Origin of the sequence: Bradyrhizobium shewense, from assembly GCF_900094605.1 — a bacterium.
Taxonomy (GTDB): Bacteria; Pseudomonadota; Alphaproteobacteria; order Rhizobiales; family Xanthobacteraceae; genus Bradyrhizobium; species Bradyrhizobium shewense.
Map to the genome: position 1 here is coordinate 17,693 of NZ_FMAI01000028.1, position 12,133 is coordinate 29,825.

13 protein-coding genes are annotated in these 12,133 nt (G+C 65.1%); 6 read left to right on the top strand and 7 right to left on the bottom strand.

The annotated features are described in order from the left end of the window. Positions 1 to 5: 5 nt before the first annotated feature. Positions 6 to 992, bottom strand: coding sequence for a tripartite tricarboxylate transporter substrate binding protein (locus GA0061098_RS35180; RefSeq protein ID WP_091965990.1), 987 nt, complete (start codon positions 990 to 992; stop codon positions 6 to 8). Between the two features lie 148 nt (positions 993 to 1,140). Between GA0061098_RS35180 and GA0061098_RS35185 the strand changes: the two genes are divergently transcribed. Beyond that, positions 1,141 to 1,398 carry a hypothetical protein gene (locus GA0061098_RS35185; protein ID WP_165637806.1) on the top strand — a complete coding sequence of 86 codons (258 nt, stop codon included), beginning with the start codon at positions 1,141 to 1,143 and terminating at the stop codon, positions 1,396 to 1,398. A 64-nt stretch (positions 1,399 to 1,462) separates the two neighbouring features. Here the strand turns inward: GA0061098_RS35185 and GA0061098_RS35190 are convergent, their stop codons facing one another. After that, on the bottom strand, positions 1,463 to 2,398 hold the full coding sequence (locus tag GA0061098_RS35190; RefSeq protein ID WP_091965992.1) for a LysR family transcriptional regulator: 936 nt from the start codon (positions 2,396 to 2,398) through the stop codon (positions 1,463 to 1,465). A 117-nt stretch (positions 2,399 to 2,515) separates the two neighbouring features. Here GA0061098_RS35190 and GA0061098_RS35195 point away from each other — a divergent pair, with 117 nt between their 5' ends. The 3 genes from GA0061098_RS35195 (at position 2,516) to wrbA (ending at position 4,685) form a co-directional block, all read left to right on the top strand. Next, the gene (locus GA0061098_RS35195) at positions 2,516 to 3,268 is read left to right on the top strand and encodes an SDR family NAD(P)-dependent oxidoreductase (RefSeq protein WP_091965993.1); all 753 of its coding nucleotides are present in this window, start codon (positions 2,516 to 2,518) and stop codon (positions 3,266 to 3,268) included. Between the two features lie 35 nt (positions 3,269 to 3,303). Then, positions 3,304 to 4,002, top strand: a complete 699-nt coding sequence (locus tag GA0061098_RS35200) for a pirin family protein (RefSeq protein ID WP_091965994.1) — start codon at positions 3,304 to 3,306, stop codon at positions 4,000 to 4,002. 83 nt (positions 4,003 to 4,085) lie between these two features. Continuing rightward, positions 4,086 to 4,685: an NAD(P)H:quinone oxidoreductase gene (gene wrbA / locus GA0061098_RS35205; protein ID WP_091965995.1), complete on the top strand. Its 600-nt coding sequence runs from the start codon at positions 4,086 to 4,088 to the stop codon at positions 4,683 to 4,685. 48 nt (positions 4,686 to 4,733) lie between these two features. Here wrbA and GA0061098_RS35210 read toward each other — a convergent pair whose 3' ends face one another. Next, entirely contained in the window at positions 4,734 to 5,210 is a 477-nt protein-coding gene (locus tag GA0061098_RS35210) for an Lrp/AsnC family transcriptional regulator (RefSeq protein ID WP_091965996.1), read from the bottom strand. A 122-nt stretch (positions 5,211 to 5,332) separates the two neighbouring features. Between GA0061098_RS35210 and GA0061098_RS35215 the strand changes: the two genes are divergently transcribed. Continuing rightward, positions 5,333 to 5,872, top strand: a complete 540-nt coding sequence (locus GA0061098_RS35215; protein ID WP_091965997.1) for an RBBP9/YdeN family alpha/beta hydrolase — start codon at positions 5,333 to 5,335, stop codon at positions 5,870 to 5,872. Positions 5,873 to 5,893: 21 nt separating this feature from the next. Here the strand turns inward: GA0061098_RS35215 and GA0061098_RS45335 are convergent, their stop codons facing one another. From GA0061098_RS45335 to GA0061098_RS35230, 3 genes are all read right to left on the bottom strand, one after another. Continuing rightward, a complete protein-coding gene (locus GA0061098_RS45335; RefSeq protein WP_165637807.1) occupies positions 5,894 to 7,036 on the bottom strand; it encodes a GNAT family N-acetyltransferase in 1,143 nt (380 codons plus the stop codon). Positions 7,037 to 7,155: 119 nt separating this feature from the next. Beyond that, a complete protein-coding gene (locus GA0061098_RS35225; protein WP_129591011.1) occupies positions 7,156 to 8,508 on the bottom strand; it encodes an O-antigen ligase family protein in 1,353 nt (450 codons plus the stop codon). Positions 8,509 to 8,523: 15 nt separating this feature from the next. Continuing rightward, entirely contained in the window at positions 8,524 to 9,624 is a 1,101-nt protein-coding gene (locus tag GA0061098_RS35230; protein ID WP_091965998.1) for a glycosyltransferase, read from the bottom strand. Positions 9,625 to 9,869: 245 nt separating this feature from the next. On the opposite strand from GA0061098_RS35230, the gene GA0061098_RS35235 reads away from it, so the two are divergent. Further along, complete coding sequence (locus tag GA0061098_RS35235; RefSeq protein WP_165637808.1) at positions 9,870 to 10,856, top strand: glycosyltransferase; 987 nt, start codon at positions 9,870 to 9,872, stop codon at positions 10,854 to 10,856. A gap of 3 nt (positions 10,857 to 10,859) precedes the next feature. On the opposite strand, the gene GA0061098_RS35240 is transcribed toward GA0061098_RS35235, so the two are convergent. Beyond that, positions 10,860 to 11,888 carry a glycosyltransferase family 2 protein gene (locus GA0061098_RS35240; RefSeq protein ID WP_091965999.1) on the bottom strand — a complete coding sequence of 343 codons (1,029 nt, stop codon included), beginning with the start codon at positions 11,886 to 11,888 and terminating at the stop codon, positions 10,860 to 10,862. Between the last annotated feature and the right edge of the window lie 245 nt (positions 11,889 to 12,133).

The window sequence follows — 12,133 nt, forward strand, 5'->3', positions numbered from 1 at the left end:
GCACCCTACTCCACCTTGCCGATCTTCTTCACCGCCGCAATCAGCCGCTTGCTGTCGGTCGCGACGAATTCGGAGAAGGACGGCGCGTCCTGATAGGCGACGAGACTGCCCGAGGTTTCGAAGGCCTTGAGCACCTCGGGACTCGCCATCACCTGTGCCATCGCCTCGCGCAGGCGGGTCGCGATTGGCGCGGGAAGAGAACTCTGTGCGAACAGCCCCGCCCAGATGTACATCTCAACGTCCTTGTAGCCGAGTTCCTGGAAGGTCGGCACATCGGGAAAGCTCGCGATGCGCTGCGCGCCGCAATTGCCGAGCACGCGGAGCTTGCCGTCGTCGACCTGCGGCTTCAGCGTCCCCGGTGCGGCGGCGATCGCCTGCACGGTCCCGCCGAGGATCGCGGTGAGCGCGGGACCGGCGCCACGGAACGGCACGTGCAGCAGCTTGATGCCGGCGCTGTTTGCGAACATCTCCATCGCCACATGCAGCGTGCCGTAAGGCCCTGACGAGCCGTAGGTGATCTGGCCAGGGCGCTTCTTCGCGTCCTCGACAAAATCCTGCGCCGTTTTCCATGGCGCGGAGGCCGGCACCGCCAGCAGCGTGGGATCGGCTAGCACGCGCGCGATCGGCATGAACTGCGAGACCTCGTAGGCGGCGGGCCGGTCGAACAGACGGTCGGCCTCGGGGAGCACCGCGAGCGAGGACAGCGTCATCAGCAGCGTGTAACCGTCGGGCTCGGCGCGTGCCGCCGCGGCATTGCCGACGGAGCCGCCGCCGCCTCCGGCACGGTTGTCGACGATGACGGCCTTGCCCAGGATCCGCTCCAGCGCCATCGCCACCGGCCGCGCTGCGAGATCGGCCTGTCCGCCCGCCGGAAACGGCACGATCATGGTGATGTTGCGGGCGGGGTAGGTTTGCGCAGAGGCCGGTCCAGGTAACGCAGCGCGCAGCAACGGCAGTGCAGCAGCGGCGCGCAGGACGTCGCGTCGATCCATGGCAGGTCCCTCCCCCGAATTATCTTGTTTCGCACCCAGCCTAGCGCCGCGATCGGCAAGAACAAGACGTTTACGAAGCGTTGGCCATGTTCGGCCGAGCCCGGAACGCATGCCTGGAGCCGCTGTTGCCCTCTTGAGGGAGTGCGTGATGCCTAACATTGGAACCATCGATGTCGCCCTGGACGAGATGCTGGTGAATCTCGCTGCCATCGTTCTGCGGCTTGCAAAGCCCGAAGTGACGCGTACGCCGGAAGCCCGCCGCGCATTGGCGCAATCGATCCATCAATATGCGGTTTGTGCGAAGCGTTCGAGAGACCCTCGCGTCCACGAATTGAAATCGCAGCTTGAAGAAACGCTGAAGCCAAGCCTGCGTATCGTCGCGATCGACGGCGTGAAGGTGGCGTAGTCCGGCCCCAAAGAGAGATGCCGTAGGGTGGGCAAAGGCGCTCTCGTGCCGTGCCCACCAAAGTCTATCCCGCCTTCGTACTTTTCTTCGCTCGCCGCTTGCATGTGCCCGGCAACTTCGCCGCGAGGAAATCGCCGAGCGCTTCGACGCGGGCGGGACGCGGGCCGCCGGGTGGGGTCACCATGTGCACGGCGCCTTCGGCCTGCTTCCAGTCCTTCAGGATTACTTCGACGGCGCCCGACGAAATCGCTTCACCGACGATGAACTCGGGCAGCTCGGCGATGCCGAGGCCCGCGATCAGCGCCGGCATCACGGCTTCGCCGTTGTTGACGCGGAGCTGTCCACCCGGGCGCACGCTGGCCTGCTCGCCGGCGGAATTGGTGTAGTGCCAGATGTTGGGCGTCGACATATAGGCGTAGCTGAAGCATTTGTGCTCGGCCAGGTGCATGGGATGCGTCGGCCGGCCGTGGCGCTTGAGATAGGACGGCGCGGCCACGGTGAAGCGCGGCATGGTGAAGAGCCGCCGTGCGATCAGCGAGGAGTCCGGCAGCCGCGCGATCCGCACCGCCATATCAAAGCCCTCGCCGATCAGGTCGATTGTCGCATCGCTCAAATGCAGATCGACCGAGACTTCCGGATAGGCCTCAAAGAACTCAGGCAGCAGCGGCGCCACCGCCTTGATCCCGAACGTCATGGGCACGGCGAGCCGCACCAGGCCCCGCGGCGCCACCGATTGCGCCAACGCCTCGTTCTCTGCCGCTTCGCCGTCGGTCAGTAACCGCGTCGCGCGCTCGGCGAGCTTGTGCCCGGCGTCGGTCAGCGCAAGCCGGCGTGAGGTGCGGTTGAACAGCCGGGCGCCGAGCCGCTCCTCCAGACGCGTGACCGCCTTGGACACCGTGGCCTTGGACATCACGAGCTCGCTCGCGGCCCCCGCAAACGACCGTAATTCCACAACTTTTGCGAAAATCGCGAGCGCCTCGAAATCGGGAAGTTTTGCCATGGCGGCCTATCCACCTGCATATTTATGGAAACAATGCGTTTCAACAGTTTCTATTTCTATACCACAGACGGAGGCTTATCCAAGGGGTCATCAGACATTCAGGACTGGAGAAATCCAATGACCAAGAAGCTCTCAGGCAAGGTTGCCCTCGTCACCGGCGGTTCGCGCGGCATCGGCGCGGCCTCTGCCCGCGCTCTCGCCGACCAAGGCGCGGATGTCGCCATCAGCTATGTGGCCTCGCCGGAAAAGGCGGAAGCCGTCGTCACCGAGTTGAAGGCCAAGGGCGTCAGGGCCCGCGCTTTCAGGGCGGACCAGGCTTCCGCGAAGGACGTCACGCAGCTCGTCAACGACGTCGCCAAGGAATTCGGCCATCTCGACATCCTCGTCAACAATGCCGGCGTCGCCGCTGGCGGTGCCATCGACGACGCCAATGCCGACACGGATGCCCTCGCCCGCCAGGATCAGGTCAATGTGCACGGCGTGATCGCAGCGATCCGCGCCGCCTCGCAGCTGATGGGTGAAGGCGGCCGCATCGTCACCGTCGGCTCCATGCTCGCCGACCGCGCCTCGTTCCCTGGGCTTGCCGACTACGTCGCCACCAAGGCGGCCGTCGTTGGCTACACCAAGGGCGCAGCGCGCGACCTCGGACCGCGCGGCATCACCGTGAACGTGGTGCAGCCCGGCTCGATCGACACCGACATGAATCCGAAGGATGGCGGCGAGTTCGCCGAGACCCAGCGCAAGCAGCACGCGCTGCAGCGCTTCGGCCGTCCCGAGGAAGTCGCCGCCGGAATCGTTTTCCTCGCAAGCCCGGACGCCTCTTTCGTCACCGGCACTGTGCTCAACGTCGACGGCGGGTTCGGCGCCTGAACAAGGCGTCAACCACCCACACAAGGATTACGCAAATGATCGAACTCAGACCTTTCGACAAGCTCGGCGGCGCCGATCACGGCTGGCTCAAGGCCAAGCATCATTTCTCCTTCGCTGGCCACTATGACCCGAACAACATGGGTCACGGCGCATTGCGGGTGTGGAACGACGACGAGATCGCGCCCAACACCGGCTTTCCCGCCCATCCCCACGCCAACATGGAAATCATCACCTATGTGCGCGAGGGCGCGATCACCCATCAGGACAGCCTCGGCAACGAGGGCCGCACTGAAGCAGGCGACGTGCAGGTGATGAGTGCCGGCAGCGGCATCCGCCACTCCGAGTACAATCTGGAGCCGACCCAGACGCGGATCTTCCAGATCTGGATCGAGCCGACGGCGCGCGGCGGACAGCCGACCTGGGGTTCGAAGCCGTTTCCGAAAGCGGATCGCTCCGGCAAGCTCATGACCATCGCGAGTGGCTTCGATGACGATGCGGACGCGCTGCCGATCCGCGCCGATGCGCGTGTGCTCGCAACTACGCTGAAGGCCGGCGAGAGCGCGGAGTACGCGCCGCAGAAGTCGCGGCATCTCTACCTCGTTCCCGCAGCGGGCGCTGTCGAGATCAACGGCGTGCGCGTCAACGCCCGCGACGGCGCCGCGATCCGCGACGAAGACCGGCTGAAGATCACCGCGCTCGAGGACACCGAGCTCGTGCTCGTCGACGCGGCCTGACCACTCTCTCCGTCATGGCCGGGCCTGTCCCGGCCATCCACGGCCTCAACAACAGTCAAACTAATCCCCCAACGGAGACCACCATGACCAAAGTTCTCGTCCTCTATTATTCCGCCTATGGCCATATCGAGGCGATGGCCAACGCCGTCGCCGAAGGCGCGCGCGAGGCCGGCGCCACCGTCGACATCAAGCGCGTGCCGGAGCTGGTGCCGGCCGAGGTCGCGAAAGCCTCCTATTACAAGGTCGATCAGGCCGCCCCCATCGCCAAGATTGAGGATCTCGCCAATTACGACGCGATCATCGTCGGCACCGGCACCCGCTTCGGCCGCATGGCTTCGCAGATGGCGAACTTCCTCGATCAGGCCGGCGGTCTCTGGGCCAAGGGCGCACTGCACGGCAAGGTCGGCGGCGCCTTCACGTCGACCGCGACCCAGCATGGCGGCCAGGAGACGACGCTGTTCTCGATCATCACCAACCTCCTGCATTTCGGCATGGTCGTGGTCGGCATGAACTATGGCTTCGCCGGCCAGATGAAGCTCGACGAAGTCACCGGCGGCGCGCCCTACGGCGCCACCACGATCACTGGCGGAGACGGCAGCCGCCAGCCCAGCGCCAACGAGCTCGCCGGTGCGCGCTATCAGGGGCGCCAGATCGCGGAGACCGCCAAGAAGCTCCATGGCTGAGTTGCACGGCTGACGCGACGGGCGGCATTCTCTTTCGGGAATGCCGCCTCAGCTCCGCTCGGTTTTCTTCCTGACGAGCTCGCGGCCGATCGGCCGCGCCGGTTCGCTCCGCAGCACCAGCGAGGTCGTCACAGTTCCGAAACCGGCAATGCGATCCACGATCGTCTCCAGGTCTTCCGGCGCCGGAACCAGCACCTTCAGCACGAAGCAGTCATCGCCGGTCACGCGATGGACCTCGATGATGTACGGAATCTCGCTGAATCGTTTCAGGCAGGTCTTGATGTGCTCGTGCGACGTGCGCAGGCGCACCAGCGCCATCAGGCCCAGCCCGAGCGCGCGCGGGTTGATCCGGGCACCGTAGCCTTCGATGATCCCGGCTTCCTCCAGCCGCCTGACGCGCTCGGAGACGGCCGGCTGCGACAGGCCGACGGAACGGCCAAGCTCGGACAACGGCACGCGCGCATTGGCCTGCAGCGCCTCGAGGATCTTCAGGTCCTTGGCGTCGATACTTCCGAAACGATCCAAGAAAATTCTCCATTCCGCCTTGAGATCATCGGCAGATGATCGATTCCGCCGATGACTTGCCATGTCACGCAGCATCGTGACCGGCCACACTGCGCCTCCATCTCAGATATCACGGGACGATCATGCACGACATCATCACCTTGCCCGGCCTCGGCGGCTCCGGCGACACCCATTGGCAGACGCTCTGGGAGCGTAGCGATGCGTGCTTCGGACGATTTCAGCCGACGAGCTGGGACCAGCCCGAGCTCGACGACTGGGAGCAATCGCTGGAGCGAGCGGTCAGGCGCTGCGCGAAGCCGCCTGTGCTGGTGGCCCACAGCCTCGCCTGCCTGCTCGTGGCGCACTGGGCCGCCCGCTTCCCATCCGCGATCGCGGGCGCATTTCTGGTCGCGGTCCCCGATCCTGAGGGCGCCAACTTTCCCGCGGAAGCCGCCGCGTTCAAGCCGGTCCCCGACCGCGCGCTGCGCTTCCCTTCGCTCATCATCGCCAGCACGAACGATCCCTATGGCAGCCTCGAGGTGACACAGCGACACGCACGCGCCTGGCAGTCCGGCCTGATCGTGCCGGGCGCACTCGGCCACATCAACGGGTCGAGCGGGCTCAGCGACTGGCCGCAGGGTCGCGCATTGCTGGATGCCTTCTGCGCGGGCCTTCCGAGGTGACGGGCGAGCAGACCGCCGCTGTCAGCGCATCTTGCGTATCGCCCTCGCAGCGACGTCGGCGAGCGCGGGATAGCGACGCAGACCCTGCGCTGCATGGTCGCGCCACGCAAAAGGAGCACCGCGCCAGGACAGCGCGATGCTGACGTCGGTCAGCGGCACCCTCTCGGCGCCGAAGCGGCGCTTGTAATCTTGATTGCCGATGCTGAGGTCGAAACGGCGCACGCCCTCTGCATGCAGCGCCGCCATCGTGCGCTCGGCGACGAGCAGCCCCGGCGAGCAGCTCGACCATGAATTGCCGGCGTGGCTGATGCGCAAGAGGTAATAGGTCGCGCCGGATCTGACGCCGAACGCGGTGGCGACGATACCCTTATCGCAGACGAGCGCTGTGACGACGGCATAGGCTTCCGCGACGCCCTGGCGGGCGACCTCGCGGTAAAACCGGGCATGGGCGTCGTCGTTGAGGACGAACCGCGAGCCGAGTTGGCGCATGCGCGCCTGCTGCTGGACATCCATCACGTCCAGCAGCTCATGCGCGCGCGCAACGTTCGCGGCGATCTCGAACCGCGCACCTTCGTGACGGCTGAAGACGCGCCAACAGCGCGGCATCTGCATGCGCTTGATCGACGCTTGATAGTTCTCATAGTCGTCGCCCGTCAGCACGACATTGCCGTTCAGCGATGAGGATCCGATCCGCCCGAGCGACACCAGTGGATTCGGCTTGCCGCCGACCTGGGTCGGCATCTTCTTCAGGCGAAGCAGGTCCAAGCGGTCCGGCAAGGCGCGCAATGCCTCGACCAGTGCCCTGCCGATCGCATCCATCGCCGTCGCGTCCAACGCGGCATCGAGCGCCAGGATCGGCGCGTTGTTATCGGAGACGCCGAGATCGGCGAATTCGACGATGCGGATGCCGCGCCTGATGTGGCTGACCATCGGCACGACCGCGATGTCCTTGCCGGTGGCGGCATCCGAGATCATCGCGATCAGCGGCGCAAAATCGTGAAACGCCTCATACCATGCATCGAGCCAGTAACGATGCTGGAATGCGGTGCGATGCCCGGCGCTCAGACGCGACGCGGCCTGCCGCCAGTCACGCACGAAATCGACAGCGATTTTCGACGCGCTGGACACGAGGCCATCTGGTGGCTCGACGCTGAGGAACGTCATCTGCGGGGCATACGATTACTGAGTGTTTCGAGATAGATTATGTTTTGTCGCACACCACAAGAGACGTAGCCGCTCAATCGTTAAGCCGATGCCACCATCGCCCCGACTGCGACAAGCTGTCAGCGCTGCGGTTCCATCTGCTCGACACATTGGAACCTGGCAAGGAAGTGCAGGCCGGCCACCGCGAGGGCGAACATGAACCAGATCGGATTTTGCCGTTCGAGCAGGAAGGTCTCGGTCGCGCCGTAATACAGGCCAAACAGCCAAACGGTCAGGAACAGCTTTGCCAGCGCCCCACTGCGGCTGTGAGCCTGGGCTGACTGGAAATTGCCGAGCGGTGCGAGCACGAAGACGAGGATCACGAGCAGCAGTCCCGGCAGACCGATGGTGACCGCGAGGTCGAGATAGCTGTTGTGGCTATGCGCCGCCGACGTCGCCCATTCGGCGCCCTGGGCGGTCTGCCGTGCGGTGACATCATCCCAGAAGGCCGCATAGCCGTGACCGATGACCGGCTTCTCGGCGACGGCCGCGAGCGCGAACTCCCAGATCGCGGAGCGGCCGGTGAAGGTCGGATCGAGCGGCAGCAGCCGCGTCATGCCGCCGAGCGTCGGGCTCAAGACACTGCCGACCGTCAGCAGGTTCATCACGATCAGCGGCACGAAGCAGATGATCCGCTTCAGCCACAGGCCAGGGGTGACATAGACCAGCGACGCGAGCGCGTAGATCGCAAGGCACAGCACCGACGAGGTCTTGCCGCCGGTGAAGATCAGGAAGATGCCGGCCAGCGCGGCGATCGCCGGTCCCATCACGAACGAGCCGACGGCGGTCAGGTAGATGCCGACATAGACCAGGATGGTCATCACGGGTGAGGCGATGTTCTTATGGCCAAAACTGCCGCGCCAGTCGCCGGCAAGCTGCGGCTCGCCAATATCGAGCGCGGTGTGGATCGAATATTGCGGCGCGAGGAAGATGCCGAGATAGCAGAGCGCGAGCAGCACCAGCGCGGCGGCACCCAAACACAGGTTGAAGCTGCGCTGCGTCGGCGGCAGCAATGGCAGCAGGACGGCGAGCGACGTCACGCTGGCGGCGAGCACGAAACGCTGGATCGAAACGCCGCGGCTTTCGGAGAGGACGATGTTGATCACCAGCCAGCCCACGAGGCAGAGGTGAAGCGGCGTCACCAGGGTCTTCAGCGCGGGCGCATCCGTGGTGGCGACGAGCAGCGCCGCGACCGCAGCGAGCAGTCCCCAGGACACATAGGCCAGCGCCATTCGTCCGCCGACGACGGTGGTGACATCGGGATTGCGCAGGTCCGGGAACGGATCGAGCGTCACCAGCACCAGCAGCAGCGAGGCGACGGCGACGAGGCAGCGCGCCGCCTGCACGGCATTCAGCTCCGCCAGGCCGTCGCGGAAGGCGCGGCCCAACGATCGGGCCTCGAGGTCGGTCATGTCGGCGGCGCTGCGGTCCATGCTGCGGTCCACGGCTCAAGACACTTGGTGACGCCGGTGAAGCTCGAGGTCCTGGCTCAAGCCCATTGAGCGTCCGTCACCAGGCCTTTCGGAAGTCTGCGCCGCCGGCTGCCGCACGATGCTCCGCGCGATCTCGTAATATTGCAGCGCCCGTTGCTCCAGTGTGAGGCTGTCCAGAATATAGCCGCGCGGATCGAATTCGCCCGCAGCACACCCTTCCCAGAAGTTTTCCCACCCCGCCTCGAACCCAGCGACGTCGACGAATTTGGCCCCGCAGCGCTCATCCCAATACGGCACCGACGACACCGGCGCGAACTGCACGCGGTGCGGATAGTAATCGGGGTCTCGCCACGGGCCGCCCGGATCCCAGGCGAACACCGGCACGCCGCAAGACAAGGCCTGCTGATAGGCGATGCCCTGGCTCTCGTTCTGGCACAGGAAGATCATCGCGCGCGAACGCGCCAGCGCCGCCTGATAATCTTCTTCCTTGTAGCTGCCATAACGCAGCTCCGTGAACGAGCGTCCCTCTTTTTGCAGGCGGGCGCGGACGGGTTCGATCAACTCCGGCGCATAGCGCTCGCGATCCCAGTGGACCTTGTCGTAGATCAGCACGTCGACGGCCTTCTGCGAGGACTGCGACGGCGCCCAGAGATCGGTGTCGATGCCGACCGGCCAGGCTTCCGTCTCGGGCCAATAGGGCCGGTACATGTCGACGTACCAGGGGCCGGGCACCACGACCTTCTTCACCGGCAGACGCTTGAACAAATCGAGGTCGTCGAGCGGATGATTGTGCGCGGCGACGCCAAGCAGGATCGGGTTCTTCCACGCGAACTTGTCGAGCAGGAAGGTGCGGCCGACGATGCAGGCCAGCTCTTCGGGATGCCGCGCGATGTAGCCGTAATCGTTGACGCGGTAACGGATACCGAGCCGGTCGAGCCCCGCACAGAGATTGAGGAACACGCGAAGCTGGCCGCTCATGCGCGGCTCGCCGAGCAGCAACCGGCGCGCCATGCGCCGCAGATGCCGGTCGCCGGGAAACCAGCGATCGTCCTTGTCCTCATAGAAGAGGTTGAGGATCATCGCATCTGGGTCGTGTTCGAATGTCTTTGCGGGCACTGGATTCCATCCGCGGCAACCGGATGCGCATTCTCGCATGGGACCGGCGGTCGCACTCTTCCAAATTTGCCACAGGCTTAATGCCAGCGGCTTAACGCTAATTGACGAAACCAGCGCCGCTCACGGCTTCCCGACAACGATCTGGCTGTAATGCGAGTATCATTCGCGGGCATGCCCATGTTGCGATCGATCGCATCATCCATTCAGCAGATGCGCCCTGGTTAACAGACTCTTAAAGGCGAGCCGTGGCTCAGATCACCGCCGAAGACGTTCTCGATTTGCCGGCAACCAGACGCATCGTTCCGGCGGCACGCCAACCGCTGCCGTCGAGCTCGACGGTGTCCGTCGTCATTCCCGCCAAGAACGTTGCGGCCTATGTCGGCGAAACCCTCGCCAGCGCACTGGCGCAGGGCGACGTGGGCGAAGTGATCGTCGTGGACGACGGCTCGACCGACAACACCGCCGCCATCGTCCGCGGCATTCGCGATCCGCGGCTGCGCCTGATCACGAATGATTCCGCCGGCGTGTCGGCAGCGCGCAATCTCGGTGCACGATATGCCCGCGGCGAATGGCTGCTGTTCCTCGATGCCGACGACCGCCTTCGCCCCGGCGCAGTGGCGGCACTGCTGGAGGCGGCACGCGGGGCTCCGCGGGCGGTGCTCGTCTATGGCGATTACAACACGATCGACAGCGAGGGACATCAGATCGGCCGGCGCGGCCTGCTGAAGGGACGCCGGAAGCCGTCCGGCGACGTGCTGACGCGGCTCGCCGCCGGCAATTTCATCGTCAATGGCGGCATCGCGCTGGCCCGCGCGGAAGCTTTCCGGGCCATCGGCGGTTTCGACACCTCGCTCAGATATTGCGAGGATTGGCATTGCTGGTGCCGCCTTGCCGCGATCGGCGAGTTCGAATTCGCGCCAAAACTGCTGCTCGATTATCGCCTGCACACCGCCAACACCATGAACGCCGCAGTCCGGACGCCAAAGGATTTCTTCCCTGCCATCGCGCGGGTATTCGACGACGGACTGATCCTGGCACGCCTGCCCGAGGGCACGGCGGCCGGACTGCGCCTCGCCGCCGAACTTCATCTCATCACCTACTCGGCGATGCAGGCGGTTCGCTTCGGCCGATATCGCCAGGCTTTTGGCTATCTTGGAATGGTCGGCCGCCGCTCGCTCAAGGCGTTGCCGCGCGCCGCGGCCAGGACTGCCCTCGCCCGCTTCGGCATCTGATCGTCACGACACGATCTTCGAGGCCTCATAGGGCTTCGGCTCGATCCCGAGCGCCGCGAGCATCGAGCCGAGCGCGACCATCACAGGATGCATCGCGACGACGGCCTTCGACGACGTCAACAGACCTGCGGACCGAACCAGCGAGAGCGGCAACCGTCCGAGCATCTGTATGAACACCCGCGCCCGCGCCGTCGCGCTCTGCGCGGCCTTGTACTGCACGCGATAATTGATCGCGCCGATGCGCAGGCCACGCTTGGCGATCCAGCCGAGGCTGGTGCGGCTTTGCGGTACGGTCTCGGTGATGACGGCCTCCGCCGTCCAGTGGAAGATCATGCCGGCATCACGGCACCGCACGAAGAAATCGCAATCGCCGCCGCCGAGGAAATTGAAGCGCAGGTCGAACGCGGGACGATCGAACCGCTCGAACGCGGCGCGCGTGATCAGACAATTGCCGCAGCCATAGATCAGCGGCACCGCGCCGGAATAGTCGTAGGCGGGACGGAAAGCGGGATGACGCGACAGCCACGGCTTGCTGTCGTCATCGAACACAGGCAGCACCGGCCCGCCGACCACGTCAGCGCCGGTCGCCTCCGCGGTGCGGACCATCAGTTCGAGCCAGTCGCTTGATGCGATCTCGTCGTCGTCGATCATCAGGAAGCGGGTCGCGGCGGGAAACAGCGCCTGCGCCGTCTCGAACGCAGCGTTGATCGCCTGGCAATTGCCCTGCCGCTTCTCGACCAGGCAGACGCCCTGCAGCCTGCCGGCGACCAGAAACTCCGCGGCAACCGGCGCGCTCTCGCGCTGCGTGGCATCGTTCTCGACCATGACGACGGCAAAGGAGCGCGGGGTCCGCTGGTTCGCAAGCGACTCCAGCGTCAACCGCAGATGCTGCGGACGGCGGAAGCAGGGAATGCAGACGACGATACCGACCGACAGGTCGATGACCGCGGAGCTCGCCACGATCTCCCGGTTGGGATCGCGCACGGCATCCGAGATACGCGTGGCAGACAGGTCTGTCGGGATCAATGTCATGACGTTCTAGATGTCCGAGATATATTGAAAAAGCCCTGCTTCATTCGTACGTCCCGCGACGGCACATCGTCGCGGGACAGATGCGTCCCAAAAAGAACGGCCAGTTGATGGCGCGTGCCCGCTCCTCACGCCAGTCTCCCGGCCGTCCCAAGATAACATCATGCGTTTAACCGCTTTCGCCTGTTTCTCCCGCGAAATCATGCGCACGTGGTACTGCAATTCGCGGTCCATGCGCCGAGGAAGAC